Below are 24,816 nucleotides of genomic sequence, written 5' to 3' on the forward strand. Positions count from 1 at the left end.
GCGCTGTGCTTTCCCGACCGCTTAATCAATATAACAATTCCACTATCTCCTGTCAAGGGGGAAATTCAAAAAAGTTTTGGAGGGCTGAAGTGCCCTTGTGTAGAGCGATTTGAGGTAAATTAGCTCTGCGAACCGAAAAAATTGAGGAAGAAATTTCAGTGGAAAGTGCCGTCGCTGTTTTACCGTCCTGGATAGTTCTGGATAATCTGCTTCAGAGTTGGTTGGTGGAGGATATTGGTCGGGGCGATCGCACGACGCAAAGCCTACTCGCTGGAGAAGTGGGAGTAGGACGAGCTGATTGGATTGCTAAGCAATCAGGCATAGTGGCTGGATTACCCATTGCTGCAAGAGTTTTCCAGCTTTTAAGCCAGAGGGTAAGCTTTGTTCCGATTGTCGCTGAGGGACACCCATGCCAGAAGGGACAGGTAGTTGCTCGAATTCACGGGCCTTACGAGGCGCTGCTAACGGGCGAACGGGTTGCCCTAAACATCGCTATGCGCCTCAGTGGGATTGCTACACTCACTAATAAGTATGTAGGGCAAATTTCCGATCTGCCGACTCGACTGACAGATACCCGCAAAACAACGCCGGGATTGAGGTTGTTGGAAAAATACGCAACTCTATTGGGAGGGGCTGTCAATCATCGCATGGGGCTAGATGATGCCGTAATGATCAAAGATAACCATATTGAGGCGGCAGGCGGGATAGGTAAGGCGATCGCACGCATTCGTTCCCAAATTCCCTATCCCCTCACAATAGAGGTGGAGACAGAAACGCTAGACCAAGTGCAAGAAGCTCTCAAGCACGGTGCTGACATCATTATGCTGGATAATATGGGCCTCGACATGATGCGTCAAGCAGTAAAGATGATTCGTCAGGAAAATGACCGCATCAAAATTGAGGCATCTGGAAACATCACTTTGGACACTATCCGCACTGTGGCGGAAACTGGGGTAGACTACATTTCCAGCAGTGCGCCGATTACTCGGTCACCTTGGCTGGATTTGAGTATGAACATAGATGTTAGTAGGATAGATGAAAGAAGCACTTAGCCCGATCTCCCGGCAGAAAGTCAATGAATCCTACCCTTGAAAAACTCAAAACTAAATTTGAGCAGGCTTTAATTGCCGCCTTTGGCCCTGGCTGTGCTGGAGTAGACCTAATGCTGGTGTCTGCTAGCAATCCTAAATTTGGCGATTATCAATCCAACAGCGCACTCTCCCTATCTAAGCAATTGGGCCAACCGCCGCGTGCGATCGCAGAAAAAATCGTTCAGTATTTTGACATTACCGACATCTGCGAACCGCCAGTGGTAGCGGGGCCAGGTTTTATCAATTTCACCCTGAAACCGTCATACCTGGAAGCGCAACTGAATGCTATCCAAGCAGATCCTCGCTTGGGAATCGCACCGACGAAAAGTCCTCAACGGGTGGTTGTCGATTTTTCCAGCCCTAATATTGCCAAAGAAATGCACGTCGGGCATTTGCGATCAACTATCATCGGTGATTGTATTGCCAGAATTTTAGAATTCGAGGGTCACGATGTTCTGCGATTGAACCATGTGGGGGACTGGGGTACTCAGTTTGGAATGTTAATTGCCTACTTGAGAGAAGTTTGCCCACAAGCTTTAACCACTGCTAATGCTGTAGATTTGGGCGATTTAGTCAGTTTTTACCGCAAAGCTAAACAGCGGTTTGATGAAGATGAGCGGTTCCAAGAGATTGCTCGCCAAGAAGTGGTAAAATTGCAAGCTGGTGCCGAAGACTCCCGTCGTGCATGGCAGCTGCTGTGCGAACAATCGCGGCGAGAATTTCAGGCGATCTACGATATGCTGGATGTGCAGCTGATCGAAAGAGGGGAATCTTTCTATAACCCTTTGTTGCCAGCAGTAGCGGAAGATTTGGACAAGCAAGGTTTATTAGTAGAAAATGCTGGGGCTAAGTGCGTTTTTCTTGAAGGATTTACTAACAAAGCTGGCGATACTCTGCCTTTAATCGTGAAAAAATCCGATGGTGGTTACAACTACGCCACAACAGATTTGGCAGCTTTGCGGTATCGGATTCAGCAAGATGGGGCTCTTCGCATTATCTATGTTACCGATACCGGACAGACAAATCACTTCGCTCAGTTTTTTCAGGTAGCCAGACGCGCTGGCTGGATTCCAGATCAAGTTGAATTGGTTCACGTTCCCTTTGGATTAGTACAGGGGGAAGACGGCAAAAAGCTGAAAACCCGGTCTGGCGAAACTGTGCGATTGAGAGATTTGCTTGATGAAGCGATCGATCGCTCCCGTGCTGACTTAGAAGCTAGACTGAAGGAAGAAGGACGATCGGAAACTGAAGAATTTATTGACCATGTTGCCAAAGTGGTTGGTATCAGTGCAGTTAAATATGCCGACTTGAGCCAAAACCGCACCAGCAATTATATCTTCAGCTACGATAAGATGCTAGCCCTGCAAGGCAATACAGCACCTTATTTGCTTTATGCTTATGTCCGAATTCAGGGTATTAGCCGCAAAGGTGATATTGACTTGGAAAAATTTGGAACAGATGCTAAAATTCTGTTGCACGAAGAAGAAGAATTGGTGCTAGCAAAGCATTTAGTGCAGCTTAGCGAAATTCTTGGTAACGTGGAGCAAGATTTGCTGCCCAATCGCCTTTGTGAGTATTTGTATGAACTCAGCAAGAAGTTCAATCAGTTCTACGACAAGTGGGAAGTGCTTAAATCAGAGGAACCAGTGCGAACTTCCCGATTAATTCTCTGCGATTTGACTGCCAAAACTTTAAAACTGGGTTTATCTTTACTGGGAATTCAAGTTCTAGAGCGAATGTAATTTGTCTTTACCAATGCACTAAGCAGTAATTTGGTTAGTGTAAGAATATCAGTGTTTACTAAATAGGGGAGAAAAAAATGTCATTCTGGGATCAGTTAAAACAAAACGCATCAAACTTTAACACTTCTCTACAAACGAGCATTTCCAAATTCAAAAATAACGATTTTGCCAATGCCTCAATGGCAATATGTGCCTTGATTGCAGCTGCTGATGGCAGTATAGATGCAAACGAAAGACAAAAAACTAGCGATTTAATCCTTTCAAATGAAACACTGAAAATATTCCCAGCATCGGAGTTGAGGGAAAAATTCAATTTTTATTGTGATAAGCTATCGCAAGACTTCAATTTTGGTAAAATTGAGGCTATTCAAGCCATAGCAAAACTGAATCAAAAACAAGACCAAGGACGTGCAATTATCCAAATCGCCATTATTATTGGGGGTGCGGATGGCAATTTCGATAAAGATGAAAAGAAAGTAGTAAAAGAAGCCTGCCACGCTGTAGGTATTAATCCACAAGAATTCGATCTTTGATCTCATCTATTTTGGAGTTAGTAGTGATGGACTCTTAATGAGTCCATCCGCAGGAAAGACAAAATTCCCAATAAGATTGGATGCGCGATTGACATCTCATACAATGACCCTGACGGGGAGACAACAATCGGTCAACCCCTTACTGCGTGCGGGGTTGACCGATTGTTGTCAAAAAAAATAGGTCTGTTATTCTCAAGAAGACCTAACTGATGAAAAAAAATGAATTTACTACCACTATTTTACACCCAGCACCTAAAAACGCAGCTAAAAAGAGCAGAAATTTTAATTTTATTTATATTAGTTGTGATGTGACAACAGCATCGAAGAGTAAAGTTGGAAGAATTAGCCAATCAATTTCCCCAAAAAATCTTATTTGAAAGTCGTCGCCAGAAGTTACAGAGATTTCTTTCGCTACCACACCTAACAATAGAAAGAATTTGGTGGCCATTGTTCACCTATTGGTTGGCTAAAAACTTTGAACCAACCGAAGTATTATATATCGCGATCGATCGCACGCAATGGGGATTGGTTAATTTGATAGTTGTGAGCTTAATTTATGATAAAAGAGCCATCCCTATATATTTTGAAGTCTTGCCTAAACTAGGCAATACAAATTGGGATAGGTAAGTTATCTAGATGAAAGTCCATTTTTATTCACCGGTAAAATGTAGCGGTAGCTACATTTTACCGGTGATGCCGCAAGACCCCTCAACCTTTCAGGTAAGATTAAGGACGGACGCTTCTACGCATAAGGAGAATCCCAATTGCCTACCCTCGGCGTTAACATTGACCACGTTGCTACTATCCGCCAAGCACGCCGCACGATCGAACCTGACCCTGTTGCAGCGGCGGTATTGGCAGAACTCGCAGGTGCTGATGGCATTACCGTCCATCTGCGGGAGGATAGACGACACATCCAAGACCGCGACGTACTCATATTGCGGCAGACGGTACGCACTCATCTAAACTTGGAGATGGCGGCTACTGATGAAATGGTGGCTCTAGCACTTGACATCAAACCCGACTACATCACCCTCGTACCCGAACGTCGCGAAGAAGTCACCACCGAAGGGGGACTCGATGTGGCGGGACAAATCCAACGCATGAGTGATATTGTGGCTAAATTACAAGATGCGGGAATTCCCGTGAGCTTGTTTATCGATGCCGAACCATCACAAATTTATGCGGCTGTCAAGGTAAAAGCAAAATTTATTGAACTGCATACCGGCAAATATGCCGAGGCCCATGATGAAGCGAATCGGGAGAAGGAATTAGAGGTGTTAGCCAAAGGGTGCGAATATGCTCTAGCATCTGGTTTGCGCGTAAACGCGGGACACGGACTCACCTATTGGAACGTTTACCCAGTTGCCTGCCTAAAAGGTATGGAAGAACTCAACATTGGTCATACAATTATTAGTCGAGCCGTTTTAGTCGGACTAGAGCGAGCCGTCCGCGAGATGAAACAGGCTATGCGGGGAGAGTTTTGAGTTTTGAATTTTGAGTTTTGAATTGAGATGCCAACTTACCACTACGTTTTAGCGAGTCAGCGCTTTTTGCTAGAAGAAGAACCTTTTGAGGAAGTGCTGAAGGAACGAACCAGAAACTATCAAGAGCAAGAAAAACAAATTGATTTTTGGCTTGTCAAACAGCCAGCTTTCCTGGAAGTACCGGAAATGGCCGCTGTTAAGGCAAAATGCCCCCAGCCAAGTGTGGCGGTAATTTCCACCAATCCTCAATTTATTACTTGGCTCAAACTACGATTGGAGTATGTAGTCACCGGAGAATTCCAAGCCCCGTCGGAGAAGATCCCAGATCCCCTTGCTTCCCTAGCGCCAGTCTCCTAAACTCCCACTTAATAATTAGTCAACGGTCATTTGTCAGTCGTCGTTTGTAAAATTTTGCAATGATAATTGACAAATGACACTCGATCGATGAAAAAGCTATGCGTAAAATTGCGATCGAGGGGTGTTACGCGACACTGATTTTTGCCACAGCTATTGCTGGGTTGCCAGGATTTGTCGTTGAGTCGAAAGCAGTCGCCCAGACAGGAACACCCCCTACAGAGAATTTACCTGCCTATAATCCCAAACCCCTGGGAACTGGTTATGCTGTACTGATAGATTATTTCAACCAACCAGAACTGGCAGAGCGGGTGCAGCAAGCGTTAGGGAAGAACGTAGGCTTAGTTTCCTACGGACAACGACCCTACTTACTGGCGTTGCATACCAGCAATCAAAAGGATGCTACAGATACTTTGAAGGCGTTAAGCGATCGCGGTTTTTGGGTCATGGTAGTCGATAGCCAAAAGGTAACCCTGCTGCGATCGCAAGTATAGCAAAAGTCAAAAGTCAAAAGTCAAAAGTCAAAAGTGAAATGCTTGCTGTGAATTGGCTCTGGCGTTTTAGGATGCCCTAATGGCCCTAAAGTTGCTATATAACTAGGGACTAGGGGAAGAAGGGGAAGAAGTAAGAACGTCCTAACTGCCGAGAAGGTTGCTATAAGTAATTTCAAATTTTAGATTTTAGATTGCAGATTTCAAATTAAATTTGAAATCTGCAATCTAAAATCTGAAATTTTTAATAAGCTGGCCCAGCCAAGCAGGAAATAGTTATGCCTAGCGCCGAGCCTACAATCACTTGAAAAGGTGTGTGTCCGAGCAATTCCTTCAGACGGTCTTCGTTAAACGTAGGATGTTCTCGAAATAACTCATCAATAATTTGATTGAGGATGCGAGCTTGCTTACCGGCAGCCTGACGCACCCCAGCAGCGTCGTACATGACGATGATGGCAAAAATGGTTGCCAGTGCGAATTCGGCACTAGCCCATCCGACCGTCTGACCCACACCAGCCGCCAAGGAAGCCACTAAGGCGGAATGGGCGCTAGGCATACCGCCAGTTTCCACCAAAACTCTTACGGTCACCTTACCATGCTGGATCAAGTGGATGACGAGCTTCAAGATTTGAGCGATTAGACAAGCTAAAAGAGCAACCAGCAACACCCGGTTGTCTAGGATGTGGCCAAAGTCCTGCATATCGGTTTTGGATTTGGGATTTAGGATGCGTGGATTCTTAAGGTTCTGGTGTTCGCTTTATTGAGGACGGGTTTATTATAGATTGTCTGGTTAAATCCGTCCCCAAAGAGTTTTAGTTAGTGCGAGTGGTGATAAAATCTGCGATCGCCTGTAGCGGTCGAGCTTTCTCTCCAAACGGTGCCATTTGGGCCTTAGCAGCGTCAACCAGTTGCTGAGCTTTTTGCTTAGATTCCTCCAACCCCCAAAGACTGGGATAAGTTGCCTTTTTAGCTTGGAGGTCTTTGCCAGCCGTTTTGCCCAACTCCTCGCTAGGTCTCGTGATATCGAGAATGTCATCCACAATCTGAAACGCCAGCCCGATATTCTCAGCATAACGGGATAGGCGTTGCAAATCAGTTGCGGATACCCCGGCTATAATCCCACCGCAAACCACACAAGCTTCTAAAAGAGATCCGGTTTTGTGAGTGTGAATAAAGTTAAGAGTTTCCAGCGTAATATCCGGCTTTCCTTCAGATTCCAGGTCAACCACTTGACCACCCACTAACCCAGCTGCACTTACAGCACGACCTAATCGGGCAACCACCTGCAATAGCCGTTCCGGTGGAACGTTTTGAGTCTGGGCCACAACCTCAAAGGCATAAGCTAACAAGCCATCCCCAGCCAAAATCGCAATATCCTCGCCATAGACCTTATGATTGGTCAGTTTGCCTCGCCGATAATCGTCGTTGTCCATTGCCGGTAAATCATCGTGGATCAACGACATGGTATGGATCATCTCTAAGGCACAGGCTGTTGGCATTGCCATTTCCAGCGTACCACCAGCTAGTTCGCAAGTGGCTAGGCAAAGGATGGGACGCAGGCGCTTACCCCCGGCCATTAAGGAATAGCGCATGGACTCATATATCGTTTCAGGATAGGTGATGGGGACGGCACGCTCCAGAGCTGCTTCCACCAAAACCTGTCGCTGGGCTAAGTAAGCCGATAGATTAAAGGTAGGGGATTCCCCCTGTGGCGAATGCTTGTCATCCGTAGCTACCATCCCTCGATTCCTTGCGCGTGTCTATGTCCGTAACAATTTTACAGGGAATTGGGCATTGGGCTAGGCGCAGAAGAATTGCAAATTTTAAATTGCAGATTTCAGATTAAATCTAAAATCTAAAATTGCCCAGTTCCAATTAACTTTTTTGGCTGTAACTCCAGACTGTATTTTGCAATAGGATGGCAACAGTCATGGGGCCAACGCCCCCCGGTACAGGGGTGAGAAATTCGGCTACACTTTTGACTTCATCAAAGTTGACATCGCCCACGAGGCGAAAATTCCCGGCATCATCGGTAATCCGATTCATGCCGACATCGACAACGATCGCACCTGGCTTGACCATATCACCTGTAATGAGATTTGGCCGACCCACAGCTGCAATCAGAATATCGGCATTGCGGGTAATGGCGGCTAAGTCGTGACTGCGGGAATGCGCGATCGTCACTGTAGCATCAGCTTCTAGCAGCATCAACGCCATCGGCTTGCCCACCAAAATGCTGCGTCCCACCACAACAGCTTGTTTGCCTTTGAGGTTAATTTCATATTCCTCTAAGAGGCGCATCACCCCAGCTGGAGTGCAACTCCGCAATCCCCGTTCCCCACGCACCAAGCGCCCCAGGTTAACTGAGTGGAGTCCGTCGGCGTCTTTGTTTGGATCGATTTGGTGGAGTAGCGCTATGGCATCGAGGTGGTCAGGTAGCGGCAGTTGTACTAAAATGCCATCAACCCGATCGTCTTGATTGAGCGACTGAATGACTTGCTCCAGTTCTGCCTGGGTAGTTTCTGATGGGAAATGCTGCCCGAAGGAGGCTATACCGACTTTTTGGCAAACTCGCTCTTTATTCCGCACATAAGCGGCGCTGGCGGGGTTATCGCCAACCATTAGCACTGCTAAACCTGGCGCTCTCCCTATTTTAGGGTGCAATTCCTGAATGCGCTGTTGTAGTTCTGAATGAATCTTTTCAGCTAGGGTTTTACCATCTAGTAATTGGGCAATTTTAGCGTCCATTGGTGTTTAAGTGGCATCTATGTCTGTGGCAATCCGCTCTTATCAGTTTCGCATATTTACTTCGACTTTTGAAGTCCATCACAGAAGGAAAGGGCTATGAAGCTAACAAAAATTATCATCTGGCGATCTGGTGCGATCGGGCTACTGTTAGGAGGAGTATTTGCTTGTGCGATCGGTTTCTTTTCGAGAGACAATGTACCTGTCACCCAAATCAATCAACTGCAAAAAGATCGGGATACCGATGCTACGGTTTACCTTAAAGGTAAGGTGGTTAAGCAAGTTCCTTTCTTAGGAACACGAGCTTATGAATTGCAAGACTCAACTGGTATTATCTTGGTTATAACTAATGATAAATTTCCCCAAAAGAAGGAAGTTTTAATCAAAGGTCAGGTACAATACAAAAGTATTCCTTTAGGTGGTCGCGATTTAGGGGAAGTTTATGTTAAAGAACAGGAACGGCTATAGCTGGATGGAGTATGAGTAACGAAAGAGTTCATGTAGCGATCGCAATTCTATATTGCGATAACCAGTTTCTCCTACAGCTGCGAGACAACATTCCCAATATACTATATCCCGGTCACTGGGCGTTTTTCGGGGGACATATCGAGCCTGGTGAAACCCCAGATGACGCCGTTAAGCGGGAACTCCTAGAGGAAATTGGCTACTCACCACCAACAGTATCATTTTTTGGCCATTATCCCGATCCCAACGTTTTGCGCCACGTTTTTCACGCACCGCTTACGGTGGAACTGAAGGATTTAGTATTAGGAGAAGGTTGGGATATGGGATTATTAACACCCGATGAAATTAGACAGGGTGAGCGTTATTCTGAAAAAGCAGAACAGGTGTGTCCTTTGAGTCCCCGTCATCAACGAATTTTGTTAGATTTTATTGAGCGAGATACAATGAAGGTTTAAATTAATAGCGATTGCTTTTGCCGATTCTATCACAAGAGTTCAGCCAGCCTAACTTTGGGGGTTGACCTTTTTAGCGTCAGGGGGTAATATACTACTATATGTTGTCAAGTGTGGTACTGCTTTAGGATAATGGTAAAAAAATATGCCTTTAGTCAGCAAAGCGATCGCACCTAATTTTTTTTAATCTTTCAACTTTATTTTGGCAGACTTTAGGCTTTTAATCAAATTAATAAGACATATTCTGATGAGGCTGTAGATGGCAGAGGTTATGGAAAAACCTATTCGCATTCTGTTGCAGACGACAATTCCGGCGACCGAAGATGACTGGAGTATCGATCGCTTCTCATTATTGCGCGACTATCTCGCTTCTGTCAAAGACGACGCGGGGAACTACCTCTTTGAGGTGAAGGCGCGTAACCGAGAATCGGACGCTGAAGGCAATGACCCCATTTTGAGCAACCTCGGCGAGTCGGATTTCGACGAGTTATGGTTGTTTGCAGTCGATGTCGGTGACGGTTTGACAGAAAAAGATCGTGCAGGCATTACGGCATTTCATAACCGTGGCGGTGGTTTTTTGGCAACGCGAGATCATCAGGATTTAGGTTCGTCTATCTGCAATCTCTGCGGTGTTGGTGCGGCACACTTTTTCCAAAATTATAATCCCGATCCAGACGAATCTCGTCGCGTCATTGATGACATCTACACCAAGAATATTTCTTGGCCGAACTATCACTCTGGACGCAATGGCGATTATCAAAAAATTACGCCCAGCGAACCAGTTCACCAATTATTGAAAAATCCGGCTTCGCCTTCGGGAGTAATTGAATTTTTCCCGGCACATCCCCACGAAGGCGCGGTAGGAGTTCCTCCAGGCGAAACCAACGGGCGTGTAATTGCGATCGGCACTAGCCAGGTTTCGGGACGCGAATTTAATCTCGCTGTTGCCTTCGAGTGGCCTAAAGATCCTGATGGGAACGGGCAAGGACGCGGGGTAGCAGAATCGACTTTCCATCATTTCTGCGATTATAATTGGAATGCGGATATAGGTTGTCCCAGCTTTGTATCCGAACCTCCCGGTAATACAATGAAGACAGAAACACGCGCTTTAGAAGATATCAAAACTTATGTGCGTAACGTAGGTTTGTGGTTGGCAAATAAAACGCCATAATCGGAATTTCAGATGGCAAATTTGCAAACCAAAATCTAAAATCCCAAATCCAAAATCGAATGTCTGACCAACCCAGAACCCGTCAAGAACTGTACGATCGCATCCGCCAATCTTCCAGAGAAGAGGTGATCCTGGAAGAGATGATTCGCCTGGGGTTTTGGCCTGCCCAAGGCGAAATGCCGCAAGATCCAGCTGATGAAATTCGTCGTCGTGGGGAAATACAGGCAGAACTTAGCGACCTCTACAAACAAAACCGCATCCTCAACAGTGAAGAGGCACTCAAGAAGCAGTTATATCAGCAACGACTGGAGGAGTCGCGGCGCAAGCGTCAGGAGACGAAAGAACGTCGGGAACGGGAAAGACAAGAACGCGCAGAAGCTTGGCGACAAAGGAAGCAAGAGGAGATTGTTTATTTAGGCGATCGCGTTTCCGGCGGACTCAACTATACCGAATGCAATCAAGAACGGTTGCAAAGTTATGGCTTGCCGATTTATAACACAGCCGAACAAATTGCCAGTGCGATGGGAATTAACATCGGACAATTGCGCTTTCTCGCCTTTTCCCGCAAAACATCTCCAATTTCTCACTACCTTCGCTTCAGAATACCTAAAAAGACGGGAGGCGATCGGATCATTTCAGCCCCAATGCCACGCCTGAAACAAGCACAACATTGGCTACTTACTAATATACTTGAAAAAGTCGAACTTCACAAAGCCGCCCACGGCTTTCGCCAAGGACGTTCAATTGTTAGTAACGCCCAGCCTCACGTCGGTGCAGAAGTTGTAATCAACTTCGATTTAAAGAACTTTTTCCCATCAATTTCCTATAAGCGAGTCAAAGGACTTTTGCACGCGATCGGCTATTCGGAAGCAGCCGCCACAATTTTTGGCTTACTCTGTACAGAACCCGATGTTGAAGAAGTTGAAATAGATGGAAAAACTTATTATGTAGCACTTACCGAACGTCACCTACCCCAAGGCGCACCCACCAGTCCAGCCATTACCAATATACTCTGCCGCCGACTCGATCGCCGCCTCACCCAAATGGCAGAAGAATTGGGTTTTGTTTATACTCGCTACGCCGACGACCTAACTTTTTCTGCCTCTGGCGATAACCTCCGTCATATTTGTAACGTATTGAGACGCACCGAATCAATAGTCGAACACGAAGGTTTTGTGATTAATGAAGAGAAAACCAGAATCCTTCGCAATTCGCGACAGCAAGATGTAACTGGAGTTATAGTTAACGATAAAGCCAATGTTGATAAGAAAACTCTCAAACGCTTTCGTGCCACTTTGTATCAGATTGAAAAAGACGGTTTGTCAGGGAAACGTTGGGGTCATTCTTCAGATTTAATTGCCTCAATTCAGGGATTTGCCAACTTTGTGGCAATGGTTAATCCCGAACTTGGTGCAGAGTTTAAAGAACAGGTGAAACGAATCAGAGAAAAATATAGGTAGGGGCATAGTTCTACAATTTCGATCTACTTAGGTTATAATCAGTGACAAGGTAGAAATACATTGTGCAAAGCAGTAGTGTGGGTTCTGTATGCCCAACTGGTACGCCAACCGTTGGATTGAGCGTATACCGCCGAGCTATATGTCACTACCGTTTGAAAGTTAACTCTTTTAAAAGAGCGATCGGTGGATCGCCGATCGGTAACAGGTTTACTCCTGTACTTTCAGCAAAAACACTCTCGCCCTGAGTAAGGGCACCTTGTTTGGGACAAGGCACCTTCGTACTTACAGATTTGGTAAAAACTAAGACAGATTTTATCTGTTTTGGTTAAAATTTGTTTTCGTTTGGTAAACTCTGCGGTGTTGGTGTTATGCTACCGTTCATCGCCCGTGATGTTCGGTAGTCACAGCCAAGAACCCAGTGCAATTGTTTCCTCCCTAACTTGAGTATGTTCCTTCGTTGTCCACATCCAGTTTTCTGGAACTGGCAAAGCGAACGGCATATTTGAGCGTTGCGATCTTTTTCTGGATAGCCCTTGGGTAGTTTAGAGGAAAGTAGCAGCCATCTTAATCCAGTTTTCGAGATGCAATTCGCCCGCAACTGAACTGTAAACACCTACACTTGCAGAGTTTAAAAATAATATTATCTAAGAAATCCGCTACCAACCTACATTTCTCGTGCTACATTGAGTAACAAGGTAGTAATACATTAACTGGCTATGGTTTGGGTTCTGTATGCCCAACTGGTGCGCCTACCTCTGGATTGAGCGTATACCGCACAGTAATAGGTCACTACTCCACAGTTTGATTAGCTCAGTGGTAGAGCATCCGATCTAATCGGCAGGACGTAGGTTCGAGCCCTACATCAAACTCCCCGAAAGTTAGCTCACTGGTAGAGCAATTGGCTCATAACCAATTTGTCGCAGGTTCGATTCCTGTACTTTCAACCAACCCTGTCCGGGTCAAAAGACAAATTCGCGGAATAGAGCAGCCTGGTAGCTCGTTGGGCTTGTCCCCAAATGTCAGTGGTTCAAATCCACTTTCTGCCCCACCAACCCTGTCCGGGTCAAAAGACACTACTCTGGAAAAGTAGCTTTCCTCAACTCTATTACAAACTCTGCGATGTAGGTGCGTATTACTGGTTGTCACTTTGTGATGCTCGGTAGTAACTGTAAAGGAGCCAGTGCAATTGTTTTCTCCCTAACTTGAGTATGTCCCTTCATTTGACCGATCCAGGTTTCTGGAACTGGCAAAGCGAACGGTGTATTTGAGCGTTGCGATCTTTTTCTGGATAGCCCTTGGGTATTCTAGAGGAAAGTAGCAGCCATCTTAATCCAGTTTTAGAGACGCAATTTGCCCGCAACTGAACTGTAAACACCTACATTTGCAGAGTTTAAAAATATAGTGTAGTATATGTAGTAAGCAAAGCATTAAAAAACTCTTGACTCCTTGCCTAATAACGTTACCGCCATGCCAAACTTCGATACCCAGCTAGAAACCTTTTATGCCGCAAATAGCAAAGAATGGCGGGAATGGTTGGAGAAAAACCATCGCACTTCTATTGGTATATGGCTAATTTATTACAAAGTAAAAAGTAGTCAGCCAAGCATTAAATATAGCGAAGCAGTCAAAGAAGCTTTATGCTTTGGTTGGATTGACAGTAAAGTTAAAGGTTTAGATGAAGAACGTTATATGCAAATATTTACTCCTCGAAAACCGAAAAGCGTCTGGTCAAAATTAAATAAGCAGTATATTCAGGAACTTATCGACCGAGGTTTGATGACTGAGGCTGGGTTATCAAAAATTGCAGCCGCAAAACAAGACAGTTCGTGGAATACCCTAGATGCGATCGAAGCATTAATTATCCCAGATGACTTACAGCAAGCATTAGCAACAAATGAAATTGCCAATCAATATTTTGAGGCATTAAGCAAATCATCCAAAAAGAATATACTATTTTGGATTGAAAGTGCTAAACGTCTAGAAACAAGGTCAAAGCGAATCGAGCAAACCATAAGTTCAGCAGCGCAAAACAAGAAACCAAAGTAATAAATGTCTTTCTCAAGAATGTTATCTCGACTGCGAATACCCAAATTATCTTGGCCATTTTCTATGTGGAAAACGTTTTATATCAAACCTAACGAAATTGGCATCTTATATCACCGCAGTGATTTTAAGAAAATCTTGCAGCCCGGTACTTACACTTATTTTGGTCAGCATTGGCAAGTAAAAACTTACGATCTCAACCAACCAGAGGCAAAGATTGAGAACTTGGAACTGTTGCTGCGCGATCGCAGTTCGGAGTTACAGGAATATCTCTTAGTAATAAGAACTGGATTTAATCAAACTGCTTTAGTGCGATCGGGCCAAAATTGGGTCAGTATTGCACCCAATCAACTGCGGGCTTTTTGGCGTGGTTTTATTGAGGTAGAATCTCATCTTTTCAATTTGAATGAAAGCTTGGAATTACCTGCCGAGTTCGTACAGCAAATACGTGGAAGTACCTTAAATGGAATCAAGAGGTTCCAAATTTCAGAGCATGAAATTGGTTTGCTTTACGTGCAGAATAACTTTGTGCGATCGCTCGAACCGGGCGAGTACGCTTTTTGGGCTGTCGATCGAGATGTTTCAGTCCGTAATCTCAGCCGTATTGTACCCAATCCAAGCTTTCCCTCAGAGGATGTGCTGATTGAGCGACATCCTGAGTTTGTCGCGGCTTACTGTGAGATAGTTGAATTACAAAATCAACAAGTAGCCATTGTACGCGATCGAGGTAAAGTCATTTCCATCCTACCGCCAACTACTCGCAGACTATTTTGGAAAGGTGTGGAAGTAGAAGTAATTGACATCAGCAATGATGCTAAATTGCCAGATAATTTAGTGGCAGAATTAGTATTGAATGCTCCAGAAATCGTCCGCAATTTTTTGCACATTCGGGAAGTACCAACACAGCACGTTGGATTACTCTACATTAATGAAGAGTTTCAAACACAACTTCAACCAGGAATACACGCTTGGTGGATATTTGGACGCTCTTGGCAAACGGAAACAATTGACCTCCGCTTGCAAACTATGGAAGTATCCGGTCAAGACATCCTCTCTAAAGATAAAGTACCTCTGCGCTTGAATTTAACTGCTGGTTTCCGCATAGTAGACCCAATCAAAGCAAAAAACAGCTTGTCAGATGTGGCTGGTTTCTTATACAAGGAACTACAATTTGCTTTACGTGGGGCGGTAGGCGAACGAACCCTAGATGGCTTACTGGAGGATAAGGGGGCAATTGATAGAAGTGTTGCTGAATACATTCGTCAGAAAACCGCAGACTATGGAATTGAATTTGACTCGGTTGGGGTAAAAGATATTATTCTCCCTGGTGAGATTAAGACTATTTTGAGCAAGGTTGTAGAGGCGGAAAAAGCTGCTCAAGCTAACGGAGTGCGTCGCCGTGAAGAAACTGCTGCGACTCGCAGTATGTTAAACACGGCTAAAGTGATGGAGGATAATCCTGTTGCGCTGCGTCTGAAGGAACTGGAAGTGCTAGAACGGATTGCTGAGAAGATCGATCGAATTCAAGTCAACGGCAGCTTGGATAACATCTTGACGGACTTAATTCGCATCAACAGGGAATAAACCTGACACTTAGAAATTGGAATCATAGAAACCGGGTTTCTTTGCTAAGTCTAACAAAATAAGGCGATCGGCATTAATTATCCTCATCGAATGAGTCATCGGGAATAAAGTCAGGCGCATCGAAATAGTAGCGTCCCTTTGCTTGAATTATTCGCTCAAATAGTTGCGGGATTCCCTTAGCAATAACCCCTGATTTATCTGGCTTAAGCACCTTCACTTCCCGTTGAGAATATGAATCCAAAACACTAACAGGTTGCCCTACAATAATCCACCACTCGTATTCGTATTTGTCCGTTCCATATTGCCAGTTTCCCCTTGGCCGACTTACATAGACATAAGCAATACAACGACCGTCTTTTAGGTCAATAAAAGCCGTCGCATACTTGTGTGAGCGGTACTTCATTTGTGCATATTTTTTTATCGATCGCACCCGCCAACTGTGTTCCGTATTTGGAAATAAAGTAGCTCCATTAAATCGTTCCAACAGTTGGATAAGTTCTCCCGGCATATTATCCGGGATAGGAATATGATTATTTCCCGATTGCTCCAAAGGTGGTTGTGTTTCATGTTCCTGCTGTAACAAATCCAACAACTTAGCAAACTTATCCTGTTCTCGAACTGCCCAACCAATTTCGGGTTGAAGAGTGCCCTTGTCTGGATGTTGTTTAATACCAATAAAACCTGCAACTATTTCTAGCGAGCGCTCCCCTAGCGCTGTCTTCAGTTAAAACGGAGCGCGGGACAAGCCAACGGGAATCGATCGCGTTGAAATGCCATCTTCAACAGTTATATTTGTGCGAGCTATATTTAGAATTGGGTTTTTAATTGTGGGAGCATCTGTGACATAATCTCTGAGGTAGGGAAAGAGGTCGGCTAACCATCCCGTAATTACTTCTCCGCCGTAAACTGACTCAGGTTTGTAAATTTGACGCCAAAAAGTTAACGAAGGTTTGCCCTCAGCTGTTTCTACAAATCCTTGACAAATTGGCAATAACCTTTGTGTCCACCAATCCAGATCGTATTCAGCTATCCTCTCGACGCGATGCTGAATGCTGCGCCAGTCATCTACCGTACCTTGCAAAGTAACGAAAGGAATACCGCAAATGCACGACAGCACATAATCAAAATACTGTTGGAAAGCATCCATTATCACCACATGACTTGCAGTACGTATTGTTGGCGTGGTGGTGCTGAAATTGCACTCCATCAAATCGTACAAATCTGCGCCTACCTGTGCGCGAATACCTTTAACCCATTGTTCTATAGCTTTTTCCCAGTGGTGAGGTTGCGTGAGTTCTTCTGCTTCAGATTTAAGTACAATTTTTCCCTGGTGGCGCACAAAACGCGAACGAAGTGCTTCAGCGTTATTATTTATATGATGTGCAAAACCTTGTGCGATCGTCATCCAAATCGCATCGGGAGTAAGCAGCAAGGGTCGATGTTGGCTGAAAGCTATATGAACTGCGCTTACCAAAGCATTGTCGCTGGTATCTTCTACAAGTGGGAACTCCGGGTGGTGACTGAATGCAAGTACCGGACTCCCAAAGCACTTTTCAAACTGTAACAGAGCGCTTTGTTCTGCAACCAAGTCTTGACATGGTTTTACATCATCGACTTGGAAACAAATCTCTGCTGGTTTCTGACTTATAACGGGGGCTATATCGCTCATAGTACGGAGATCTATATAGCGGATTATTATACCTTGGTCTGCTTGTCGGTGTTAGTGCTGCGGGTGAAACTGGGAAAATTTTTTATTCCTATTTAGATAGAGATAAAGCTATTGACGTTAAGGGATATAGTGATATCAGATATAGGTAGGTAGCCCAGATAGTATCTGATACAAGATTTGGCTTCAAGCTTAACCTAATCTAAAAAACCAGAGGACTGAGTTGACAGAGGAATTTCCACTGTGTCATGGCTATTCAGTGGAATTACTGTTCCCGTTGTAGTTTTGCCTACGTAGACTTCTGAATCAATCTGGCTAGTAGTTTGGGAACTGACTCCCAGAAAAAAGTTAAGCGAAAATGTTATTGCGGCTGCTAGTATTAGTTTTTCTAACATGATAAACTCCCCCAAGGACAGACCAATCACCGCAGATACACCGTTAGTATTACTATCAACGGTTTTCACTTAGCCCTGCGTGATGGGAATCTGTGAGGGAAGGTGACAATAATGTTGCCGTTAAGTGATTCCAATCACAGCTAAGTAGGTATGTGTAAATAAACACCCCGAAACCCGATTTCTTGAACAATACCCTCGCCAAAATGGTGTCGGCCAAAGTTGGGTAGTCTTTGATGGCTTAATGGGTGTTTCAGAAACCGGGATTTCTTTTTGGGCTTATTCTATTTTCAAATTAGCAATTTGTTGTGCAAACCAACTAGCCGCACTACCATTTGTGCCCTCTTTCAAACGTGCCAAAGTTTCCTCTAACAACGCAATAGGCAGTCCTTCCAGTGCTAAAGATGTCGCGCATTCTAGATAAATGCCATTTGGCTGCAACTGAAATGCAATCACTTGCAAACCTCTCACATTAATTACCCAATATTCAGGAATTCCCATATTCGCATAAAGTTTTTTCTTTTCATCTAAATCTGTTGCCAGAGTTGTATCGGAAACTTGTCCAACCAAATTAGGTACTCGCCACTGACTTAAATCAATTCGACGCGGTTCTCCTTCTTGCCAACGAGGATAATCTTCACCTAAATAAAGTACCAAATCTGGCGCACCCGCTTGCCTTGTCGGTTTTTCAAGCAAGCAACCCCCTAGCAAACTGTATATCTGTTCTGGTTTATTCAAAAACCAGAAACCAAATATCAGTGTGAACAGTTCATTAATAGTAGCGTGATTGATTCCTTCCCAACCCATATTAATTACCAAAAGACGATTAAAATCAAAAAATAGCCGCATTCTGTTGTTAGTTTTATCATCGCGATAGACTAAGTAGTCTTCCCAATCTGCGGGTTTCCAATGATACAAAGTCTTGTTAATAGTTGTTGGGCTGACTGTAAGAATTGAGGCAGTCATGGCACTAACTCTAATTGATATTTAATAGTCATTATATGTTAATTTCTAGACTTAGAAACCCGATTTCTCTAACAATACCTTTAAATTGGTGAAGGTATTGTTGAAGAAACCGGGTTTCTAAGGGATATTATGCTGCGGCTAGAGCTTCTTGTCCGTGTCTACGCATCAGATCCATCAGTTCATCCCGGTAGTCGTGGAAAGTAGAGTGGCGTTTGACTGTGTGAGTGCGATCGGGTAAATCGATCGTAATTTCCTTCCTCACGGTGCCGGGACGCGCACCCAGAGCATAGATGCGGTTAGAGAGGAAGACCGCTTCTTCTACATCGTGGGTGATCATAAAGACGGTAATGTTAGTACGCCGCCAAAGGTCTAACATGAATTCGTGCATCGATTCTTTGGTATGGACATCTAATGCACCGAAAGGTTCATCCATCAACAGCACTTTCGGTTCCGAAGCTAAAGCGCGTGCGATCGCCACTCGTTGCTTCATCCCCCCCGATAACTCTCTCGGCAATGCTTTGGCAAACCCAGACAACCCTACCACACTAAGATAATAGCTAGCTTGTTCGCGCCGCCTCTTCTTTGGCACACCCTGAAGCTTGAGTCCAAACTCCGTATTATCTTGTACGCTCATCCAGGGATAAAGCGTATAGTGCTGAAATACCATACCGCGATCGGGCCCTGGCCCAGTGACTAGCACATCATCAATTCTGATTTCCCCAGACGTAGGCATATCAAGTCCGGCAATCTGTCGCAGCAGAGTAGATTTTCCTGACCCCGAAGCACCCACAGCGCAGATAAATTCGCCCTGCTTAATTTTCATATTAATGTCTTTGAGGACAACTAATTTGCCATGATTTGTCTCAAAGTGTTTGTGCAGATTGTTAACTTGCAGATACATAGGTTCAATCTCCTAAATCAAAACAGGTTTGTTATTACAGTGGCTTGCAGGCGAATGAGGTACAATTAAATGATTTTCTTCATAGCGCGATCATAGGGGCGGGTTTGGTAGATAATTTGTTGCTAACCGATCCCAATCATCGCCAAACCCGCCCCTACAATTTACTTTGCTACAGCGCTTCGGCAGAAATTATCGTTTTTGGCTAGACCACTTGCAGGAAACCCGCAAAAGGTACTGAAATAACAAATCGAAAGTCAGTCCAATTACCCCGATAACAATTAGCCCGACAAAAATTTCATCAGTTCTCAGAAATCGACCTGCCACGCTGATCCGACGGCCTAAACCTTCGTTCGCTGCAATCAGTTCCGAGACAATTACCAACTGCCAAGCAGCTGCCAAATTGATCCGACAAGCATCAAGTATTCCCGGTAAAACATGGGGAAAAATGACTTGAAGCAGAGCTTGTAAACGGTTTCCTCCTAACATATAAGTTGCTTCAATCAAGTCTTTTGAGACGAATTTCACCGTATCCATCACCATCAGAGAGTTGAAGAAAAACACCCCAATGAAAATGAGCGTAATTTTGGGTTCCTCCCCAATACCCAAGTACAGAATTAGCAAGGGAATAAAGGCAGGCGCAGGCATATACCGCATCAACCCAAACAGCGGTTCCAGCAAGGCGCGAACACTGGCAAAACTGCCCATCAACACCCCAACGGGAATGGAAAGACTTGCCGCCAATAGAAACCCAACACCGACGCGCCACAGACTCGCGACAGTATCCTTGAGGAGTTCGCGAGTACTCCACAGCCTTCCAAACGCCTCCAGCACTTTACCCGGTGAAGGTAAAAACTTAGGGTCTATGTTCCCCAATGTTGTTACCAACCACCACAGCAGCACAGGAACTGCGATCGACGTAAGAATCAATACTGTATTGAGAGGTTTGGGAATGTCTTCAGCGAGTCGCCAGAAAACAGTCGGATTTAGCTTTTTAGCTCGGATGAAATCTTGAATCGATCCAGACTCTTGGCTCATAAAAATTTTAGATTTTAGATTTTTGTGTCAATGCCGATTCGCTTAGGCTTTTTTGATTTTCTCGGCGTAAGCTTTGACGAAGCGATCGTCAAATAATTTGCTGAGATCCGGTTTGGTTTTTGCCAGACCCACATCTGTGAGAAATTTAGTCATTTCCTGAGCTGCAAACTGTAAAGAATTTAAATCGTTGCCCGGTTCAAACGCTTTCAGGTTTTCCTCAACTGTAAAAATCTGAGTTCCATCGGCGTATTCCTTATATTCGCTAACAGGAACACCAGCTCGTTTCGACATTATTTCATAAGCTTTATCTAGATTTGCCTTCATGTAGTCCAATGTGACAAACCAAGAATCAACCAATGCTTGCACCCGATCGGGATGTTCTTCCACAAATTTGCGCGTGAATACTAGATGATCTGAAATCGCTCCTGGAAAGTCTTTAGAACTAAATAATTCCTTACTACCCGCACGCTTTAATGCCTGAGTGGTGAATGGGGCAAATACCGCCGTTGCATCGATTTGCCCTCCCACAAATGCTGCTGCTGCTTTGCCTGTTTCTAGAGGCACAAACTGAATATCTTGGGGCGATAAACCTGCCTTTTTCAGTCCCAATAGCAGCAGAAAGTGATCTACTGTACCTTCTTCAGCAGCTACTTTTTTGCCTTTTAAGTCAGCAATTGAATTAATACCTTCCCGGACAATAATTTTATCGTTGCCAGTGGAGTTGTCATTTACCAGCACAATTACTTGGTCTGCCCCACCTGATACGGAGCTAACAGTATCTCCCAGAGTTTGGCTGTTAGCATCTATTTGTCCGGCTGTTAATGTGCTAATTGATTCTAAGTATCCATCAAACCATTTCAGGTCTACCGGAACTTTATTTGCTTGAAAGATTCCCTCCTCTTGTGCTACTTGCCAAGGAAACCAACCCGGCCACGCACTAAATCCCAAACGGACGGAACCAGCAACCACAGAGGAGGCGTTAGAATTTGATTCAGTAGTTGTTTTGATGTAGGTTGCAGGGTTGACGCAAGCTACGACAAGGGTGAGTGTGGCAAGAAAAAGGATAAAGAAGGATAGGAGCGATTTGGGCGTTAGCCCAGATTTGGTGAAACCAGATCGCACTTTCATTTTTTGCTGTTGGCAATGATGATTTTTGACAGAACAATTGCATAGATGTAGCAGGTAAAGGAGTCACTATTTTGTTATGTTTGTTACAAAATTCGTCAGTTAGTTTATAGCGGGTTTTCAGTTGCATGAACTACACTCCAGAAACCCGGTTTCTTTAAGCCATTTCTTTGTAGGTTGGGTTGAGGCACGAAACCCAACCTACAAAGCTACAAAGCTGGAACCCTTGTAGAGACGTTGCATGCAACGTCTCTACATTCTTTGAAAGGAGATGTCTAATGGACAACGGATAGTTGCTGTTTAGCAGGGGCCGATCGCGCGATCCAAGACCGAACCCAGTCGAACCAAGCGTCTAACCCTTCTCCTGTCTTTGCAGAAACAGGTACGATCGCAACATGAGGATTCATTTGTCGGACATTCGCCACAATTCGATCGACATCAACATCCAGATGGGGCGCTAAATCCATCTTGGTAATCAACAAGCAATCCGCTTCTTGGAACATGACGGGATATTTGAGTGGTTTGTCTTCTCCCTCTGTCAAGCTCAAAAGGGCAACTTTAGCGTGTTCGCCGACTTCAAATTCAGCCGGACAAACGAGATTGCCAACGTTTTCTACCAGTACAAGATCGAATTCAGCAGGATTGTATTGATATGATAATTGATGAATCCCACCCGCTACCATTTTGGAATCCAAATGACAGGAACGACCTGTATTAATGGCAATTACCGGGACTCCATATTTACGCAGTCGTTCAGCATCTAATTCGGTGGTCATATCGCCTTCAATTACCGCAATTTTGTACTCGTGGGTGAGGACGGCTAGCGTTCTTTCTAGCAATGCAGTTTTACCAGCACCAGGACTGCTCATCACATTTAAGCAGATAATTCCCCATTCATCAAAATGGGCGCGATTATGGTCGGCTCCTTCCTGATTAGCATGGAGCAAGTTAATTCCTAAAGCGGCGTCAAAGGTTTGGTGCATAAGTCTTGGCAGAATCAGAACAATATTCAATCCGGTCAATTTTTAGCTCTCGTCCAGAGCGAATATCTTCCATTGGCGATCGACAAGTTGGACAATCATATTGAATGCCAATTTCAGGACGATATTCTTGTTGGCAATGATGACAAAAGGCTATTAGCGGCGTTTCCTGAATAGCTAGTTCTACCCCTTCTAAAAATGTGTTTTGCTTTTGTACATTGAAGGCGAATTGCAAACTAACGGGTTCAACGCAGGTGAACTTTCCTACTATTAGATGAATGCAGGATATTTTGGGTGGTACTGGTTGAGATTCCCACCAATCTTTGACTGTTATAATTAGCGCCTTTGTCATGTCAGTTTCATGCACGGCTCATCTCCACTCTGCAACTAATTCTGGTTCTGCTGCTGGATGAATATAATAGGGTTTTTCCTTACGCGGCAGTTGACCTGACAACACTAAATGTGCCATCGTATCGCAAATTACGCGAGTTGCCATAAGTGCAGTCATATCGCTGATGTCATACGGCGGAGAAACTTCCACGACTTCTAATCCGCAGACGGGCGCACGCTGCACAATTTTACCTAACAAAGCAAGGGCTTCGCGGGGTAATAAACCACCCGGTTCGGGCCAACCTGTGCCGGGGACAAATCCGGCGTCGATGCAGTCGATGTCAAAACTAATCCACACGCAATCTGTGCCGTCCAGTGCGCGTTCTAAGGCGAAGTCTACAGCAGCATCAATTCCCTTTTCTACAATGTCGGTAACGGTGAGAATGTTGGTGGCGCGTTCGCGGCAAACTTTGACGCCTTGGCGGGGGACTTGCCAACCGCCAATCCCCAGTTGTACGAGGTTTTTCGCGGGTGCATTCTTAATGTTGGTGGCGTGGAACCAAGGACAGGTGTGCATCCGTTCGTCGAGGTCTGTTTCTTGGGTATCGACGTGACGATCGAAGTGAATAATGCCGACTTTCTTATCACCCAAGTGCCGACAAATCCCCCGTACCGTAGGGAAACCAATGGAGTGGTCGCCGCCTAAAATAATTGGAAATGCGCCGGAACTGAAGATGTGGGCAATGCCTTTAGAAATCTGGTCAAATGATTTTTCGTTGTTGGCGGGAATGGTAAAAATATCGCCGACATCGCAGAGGGTAATTTGTTCGCGCAGGTCAATTCCCAATTCAAAGTTGTAGGGTGTGTAGAGTGCAGAAATGCGACGAATTCCTTGGGGGCCAAAACGAGTTCCGGGTCGATATGTGGTGCCGGAATCGTGGGGAACTCCGACAATTGCCACATCGTATTCGCCCACTTTACGAACATCTTCTATGTAAGGCGCTTTCATGAAAGTGTTAATGCCTGCATAGTGGGGAAGTTCGCCGCGAGAGAAGGTGGGAATGGTGCGATCGCGTATACTTTCCGCTGCTTCTAATCCAAATTCTAAACCTCTGGAAACCTCCTGTTGCCAACCAGTTAGGGGCAGTTGTGCTTCTAGTTCCAGCGCCCGTTGTGCCTGAGATGGATCTGGATGGGAATTAGAGTTTGGGTTTTGAAAAATAGGCTGTTCGGTCATGTCGATTTGGGATTTTGGTTGATTTGAGAAACGCTATTTTTGCAGAATGATTGGAGATAGAACAAAGCAAAAAGCCCAGGAAAGTAATGACAGTTAGATAACTATCATTTACTCACTCCCGGGCTTTTTTCCCGCCGTGTAGTCATTTCCTCTTCCTCAAGTCAGAAAACTTTGAGAGGCTGACTTGCTTCTCTTGGACCAGCCATTTAAGTCGCTAAGACTTAAACCGGAACCCTAGAAGCTACTTAACTATTCTGCTTTAACAAGATTGCCGTACAGATTTATTGCCACTTTACATTTGGCAATTGATTGGAAATTCTTTATGTTTGCGAATTACTTAGTTAAGTTTATTCGCTCCACATATTTGTATCAATACCTGGAAATAGAAAAAGTATTATAAGCTACATAATTTCAACAATAATGAAGAATCGGGACGCAGTGGCTGCGCCCCTATGGTTCGATCGCGTATTTGGGCTAAGTAGGATGCAAGTGAACTACCCACACTAAATCGAAGCGATTATAGTGTGGGCTTCTAACATCACAGAGGAATGCCTCAGAACGGACTT

At 44.7% G+C, this 24,816-nt stretch carries 26 protein-coding genes, 2 tRNA genes and 1 riboswitch; of the genes, 15 read left to right on the forward strand and 13 right to left on the reverse strand.

What is annotated here, in order from left to right; all coding sequences use genetic code 11:
• The first annotated feature begins 158 nt into the window (after positions 1-158).
• The 7 genes from nadC (at position 159) to LAY57_RS29490 (ending at position 5,701) form a co-directional block, all read left to right on the forward strand.
• Entirely contained in the window at positions 159-1,052 is an 894-nt protein-coding gene (gene nadC, locus LAY57_RS29460) for a carboxylating nicotinate-nucleotide diphosphorylase (RefSeq protein WP_249070741.1), read from the forward strand.
• 23 nt (positions 1,053-1,075) lie between these two features.
• Positions 1,076-2,833 carry an arginine--tRNA ligase gene (argS, locus tag LAY57_RS29465; RefSeq protein WP_249070742.1) on the forward strand — a complete coding sequence of 586 codons (1,758 nt, stop codon included), beginning with the start codon at positions 1,076-1,078 and terminating at the stop codon, positions 2,831-2,833.
• 77 nt (positions 2,834-2,910) lie between these two features.
• Entirely contained in the window at positions 2,911-3,366 is a 456-nt protein-coding gene (locus LAY57_RS29470; RefSeq protein WP_249070743.1) for a tellurite resistance TerB family protein, read from the forward strand.
• Positions 3,367-3,699: 333 nt separating this feature from the next.
• Positions 3,700-3,993, forward strand: coding sequence for a hypothetical protein (locus LAY57_RS29475; protein WP_249070744.1), 294 nt, complete (start codon positions 3,700-3,702; stop codon positions 3,991-3,993).
• A gap of 137 nt (positions 3,994-4,130) precedes the next feature.
• On the forward strand, positions 4,131-4,853 hold the full coding sequence (locus tag LAY57_RS29480; RefSeq protein WP_249070745.1) for a pyridoxine 5'-phosphate synthase: 723 nt from the start codon (positions 4,131-4,133) through the stop codon (positions 4,851-4,853).
• A 27-nt stretch (positions 4,854-4,880) separates the two neighbouring features.
• Entirely contained in the window at positions 4,881-5,210 is a 330-nt protein-coding gene (locus LAY57_RS29485; RefSeq protein ID WP_249070746.1) for an MgPME-cyclase complex family protein, read from the forward strand.
• Positions 5,211-5,308: 98 nt separating this feature from the next.
• On the forward strand, positions 5,309-5,701 hold the full coding sequence (locus LAY57_RS29490; protein ID WP_249070747.1) for a hypothetical protein: 393 nt from the start codon (positions 5,309-5,311) through the stop codon (positions 5,699-5,701).
• A 241-nt stretch (positions 5,702-5,942) separates the two neighbouring features.
• On the opposite strand, the gene LAY57_RS29495 is transcribed toward LAY57_RS29490, so the two are convergent.
• From LAY57_RS29495 to folD, 3 genes are all read right to left on the reverse strand, one after another.
• Positions 5,943-6,398, reverse strand: coding sequence for a divergent PAP2 family protein (locus LAY57_RS29495; RefSeq protein ID WP_249070748.1), 456 nt, complete (start codon positions 6,396-6,398; stop codon positions 5,943-5,945).
• A 112-nt stretch (positions 6,399-6,510) separates the two neighbouring features.
• Positions 6,511-7,437 (reverse strand): geranylgeranyl diphosphate synthase CrtE, encoded by a 927-nt coding sequence (crtE, locus tag LAY57_RS29500; protein ID WP_249070749.1) that lies wholly within the window; start codon positions 7,435-7,437, stop codon positions 6,511-6,513.
• A gap of 136 nt (positions 7,438-7,573) precedes the next feature.
• Complete coding sequence (gene folD / locus LAY57_RS29505) at positions 7,574-8,446, reverse strand: bifunctional methylenetetrahydrofolate dehydrogenase/methenyltetrahydrofolate cyclohydrolase FolD (RefSeq protein WP_249070750.1); 873 nt, start codon at positions 8,444-8,446, stop codon at positions 7,574-7,576.
• 96 nt (positions 8,447-8,542) lie between these two features.
• Here folD and LAY57_RS29510 point away from each other — a divergent pair, with 96 nt between their 5' ends.
• From LAY57_RS29510 to LAY57_RS29545, 8 genes are all read left to right on the forward strand, one after another.
• Positions 8,543-8,911 carry a hypothetical protein gene (locus tag LAY57_RS29510; protein ID WP_249070751.1) on the forward strand — a complete coding sequence of 123 codons (369 nt, stop codon included), beginning with the start codon at positions 8,543-8,545 and terminating at the stop codon, positions 8,909-8,911.
• Between the two features lie 11 nt (positions 8,912-8,922).
• Positions 8,923-9,363: an NUDIX hydrolase gene (locus LAY57_RS29515; protein ID WP_249070752.1), complete on the forward strand. Its 441-nt coding sequence runs from the start codon at positions 8,923-8,925 to the stop codon at positions 9,361-9,363.
• Positions 9,364-9,619: 256 nt separating this feature from the next.
• On the forward strand, positions 9,620-10,531 hold the full coding sequence (locus tag LAY57_RS29520; RefSeq protein WP_249070753.1) for a hypothetical protein: 912 nt from the start codon (positions 9,620-9,622) through the stop codon (positions 10,529-10,531).
• A gap of 59 nt (positions 10,532-10,590) precedes the next feature.
• Positions 10,591-11,991, forward strand: coding sequence for a reverse transcriptase family protein (locus tag LAY57_RS29525; RefSeq protein ID WP_249070754.1), 1,401 nt, complete (start codon positions 10,591-10,593; stop codon positions 11,989-11,991).
• 872 nt (positions 11,992-12,863) lie between these two features.
• Positions 12,864-12,938 (forward strand) — tRNA-Met (locus LAY57_RS29530).
• A 27-nt stretch (positions 12,939-12,965) separates the two neighbouring features.
• Positions 12,966-13,039, forward strand: a tRNA-OTHER gene (locus LAY57_RS29535).
• 398 nt (positions 13,040-13,437) lie between these two features.
• Complete coding sequence (locus tag LAY57_RS29540) at positions 13,438-14,037, forward strand: YdeI/OmpD-associated family protein (RefSeq protein ID WP_249070755.1); 600 nt, start codon at positions 13,438-13,440, stop codon at positions 14,035-14,037.
• Positions 14,038-14,100: 63 nt separating this feature from the next.
• Complete coding sequence (locus LAY57_RS29545) at positions 14,101-15,618, forward strand: slipin family protein (RefSeq protein WP_249070756.1); 1,518 nt, start codon at positions 14,101-14,103, stop codon at positions 15,616-15,618.
• 73 nt (positions 15,619-15,691) lie between these two features.
• Here LAY57_RS29545 and LAY57_RS29550 read toward each other — a convergent pair whose 3' ends face one another.
• From LAY57_RS29550 to LAY57_RS29595, 10 genes are all read right to left on the reverse strand, one after another.
• A complete protein-coding gene (locus LAY57_RS29550; RefSeq protein WP_249070757.1) occupies positions 15,692-16,210 on the reverse strand; it encodes a hypothetical protein in 519 nt (172 codons plus the stop codon).
• A gap of 132 nt (positions 16,211-16,342) precedes the next feature.
• A complete protein-coding gene (locus tag LAY57_RS29555) occupies positions 16,343-17,287 on the reverse strand; it encodes a DUF4419 domain-containing protein (RefSeq protein ID WP_249070758.1) in 945 nt (314 codons plus the stop codon).
• 194 nt (positions 17,288-17,481) lie between these two features.
• Positions 17,482-17,748: a QAALIT motif small membrane protein gene (locus LAY57_RS29560; protein ID WP_249070759.1), complete on the reverse strand. Its 267-nt coding sequence runs from the start codon at positions 17,746-17,748 to the stop codon at positions 17,482-17,484.
• Between the two features lie 207 nt (positions 17,749-17,955).
• Positions 17,956-18,642, reverse strand: a complete 687-nt coding sequence (locus tag LAY57_RS29565; protein ID WP_249070760.1) for a Uma2 family endonuclease — start codon at positions 18,640-18,642, stop codon at positions 17,956-17,958.
• A 127-nt stretch (positions 18,643-18,769) separates the two neighbouring features.
• On the reverse strand, positions 18,770-19,543 hold the full coding sequence (locus LAY57_RS29570) for an ABC transporter ATP-binding protein (RefSeq protein WP_249070761.1): 774 nt from the start codon (positions 19,541-19,543) through the stop codon (positions 18,770-18,772).
• A 189-nt stretch (positions 19,544-19,732) separates the two neighbouring features.
• Positions 19,733-20,578 carry an ABC transporter permease gene (locus LAY57_RS29575; RefSeq protein WP_249070762.1) on the reverse strand — a complete coding sequence of 282 codons (846 nt, stop codon included), beginning with the start codon at positions 20,576-20,578 and terminating at the stop codon, positions 19,733-19,735.
• A gap of 42 nt (positions 20,579-20,620) precedes the next feature.
• On the reverse strand, positions 20,621-21,706 hold the full coding sequence (locus tag LAY57_RS29580) for an ABC transporter substrate-binding protein (RefSeq protein WP_249070763.1): 1,086 nt from the start codon (positions 21,704-21,706) through the stop codon (positions 20,621-20,623).
• 272 nt (positions 21,707-21,978) lie between these two features.
• Complete coding sequence (hypB, locus tag LAY57_RS29585; protein WP_249070764.1) at positions 21,979-22,686, reverse strand: hydrogenase nickel incorporation protein HypB; 708 nt, start codon at positions 22,684-22,686, stop codon at positions 21,979-21,981.
• Positions 22,670-23,050 (reverse strand): hydrogenase maturation nickel metallochaperone HypA, encoded by a 381-nt coding sequence (gene hypA, locus LAY57_RS29590; protein ID WP_249070765.1) that lies wholly within the window; start codon positions 23,048-23,050, stop codon positions 22,670-22,672. The genes hypB and hypA overlap by 17 nt, the downstream gene beginning before the upstream one ends.
• 3 nt (positions 23,051-23,053) lie before the next feature.
• Positions 23,054-24,250 carry an agmatinase family protein gene (locus LAY57_RS29595; RefSeq protein WP_249070766.1) on the reverse strand — a complete coding sequence of 399 codons (1,197 nt, stop codon included), beginning with the start codon at positions 24,248-24,250 and terminating at the stop codon, positions 23,054-23,056.
• A 113-nt stretch (positions 24,251-24,363) separates the two neighbouring features.
• Positions 24,364-24,499, reverse strand: a riboswitch (guanidine-I (ykkC/yxkD leader).
• Positions 24,500-24,816 lie beyond the last annotated feature (317 nt).

The organism is Argonema antarcticum A004/B2, assembly GCF_023333585.1.
Lineage (GTDB): Bacteria > Cyanobacteriota > Cyanobacteriia > Cyanobacteriales > Aerosakkonemataceae > Argonema > Argonema antarcticum.

Excerpts from the sequence above, each read along its gene's own strand:
- folD (WP_249070750.1), bottom strand. The coding sequence starts at position 8,446 with ATGGACGCTAAAATTGCCCAATTACTAGATGGTAAAACCCTAGCTGAA.
- LAY57_RS29495 (WP_249070748.1), bottom strand. The coding sequence starts at position 6,398 with ATGCAGGACTTTGGCCACATCCTAGACAACCGGGTGTTGCTGGTTGCT.
- LAY57_RS29515 (WP_249070752.1), top strand. The coding sequence starts at position 8,923 with ATGAGTAACGAAAGAGTTCATGTAGCGATCGCAATTCTATATTGCGAT.
- LAY57_RS29470 (WP_249070743.1), top strand. The coding sequence starts at position 2,911 with ATGTCATTCTGGGATCAGTTAAAACAAAACGCATCAAACTTTAACACT.
- LAY57_RS29525 (WP_249070754.1), top strand. The coding sequence starts at position 10,591 with ATGTCTGACCAACCCAGAACCCGTCAAGAACTGTACGATCGCATCCGC.
- LAY57_RS29545 (WP_249070756.1), top strand. The coding sequence starts at position 14,101 with ATGTGGAAAACGTTTTATATCAAACCTAACGAAATTGGCATCTTATAT.
- LAY57_RS29565 (WP_249070760.1), bottom strand. The coding sequence starts at position 18,642 with ATGACTGCCTCAATTCTTACAGTCAGCCCAACAACTATTAACAAGACT.
- LAY57_RS29510 (WP_249070751.1), top strand. The coding sequence starts at position 8,543 with ATGAAGCTAACAAAAATTATCATCTGGCGATCTGGTGCGATCGGGCTA.
- LAY57_RS29570 (WP_249070761.1), bottom strand. The coding sequence starts at position 19,543 with ATGTATCTGCAAGTTAACAATCTGCACAAACACTTTGAGACAAATCAT.
- argS (WP_249070742.1), top strand. The coding sequence starts at position 1,076 with ATGAATCCTACCCTTGAAAAACTCAAAACTAAATTTGAGCAGGCTTTA.
- crtE (WP_249070749.1), bottom strand. The coding sequence starts at position 7,437 with ATGGTAGCTACGGATGACAAGCATTCGCCACAGGGGGAATCCCCTACC.
- LAY57_RS29595 (WP_249070766.1), bottom strand. The coding sequence starts at position 24,250 with ATGACCGAACAGCCTATTTTTCAAAACCCAAACTCTAATTCCCATCCA.
- LAY57_RS29555 (WP_249070758.1), bottom strand. The coding sequence starts at position 17,287 with ATGAGCGATATAGCCCCCGTTATAAGTCAGAAACCAGCAGAGATTTGT.
- LAY57_RS29485 (WP_249070746.1), top strand. The coding sequence starts at position 4,881 with ATGCCAACTTACCACTACGTTTTAGCGAGTCAGCGCTTTTTGCTAGAA.
- LAY57_RS29580 (WP_249070763.1), bottom strand. The coding sequence starts at position 21,706 with ATGAAAGTGCGATCTGGTTTCACCAAATCTGGGCTAACGCCCAAATCG.
- LAY57_RS29575 (WP_249070762.1), bottom strand. The coding sequence starts at position 20,578 with ATGAGCCAAGAGTCTGGATCGATTCAAGATTTCATCCGAGCTAAAAAG.
- hypB (WP_249070764.1), bottom strand. The coding sequence starts at position 22,686 with ATGCACCAAACCTTTGACGCCGCTTTAGGAATTAACTTGCTCCATGCT.
- LAY57_RS29490 (WP_249070747.1), top strand. The coding sequence starts at position 5,309 with ATGCGTAAAATTGCGATCGAGGGGTGTTACGCGACACTGATTTTTGCC.
- LAY57_RS29520 (WP_249070753.1), top strand. The coding sequence starts at position 9,620 with ATGGCAGAGGTTATGGAAAAACCTATTCGCATTCTGTTGCAGACGACA.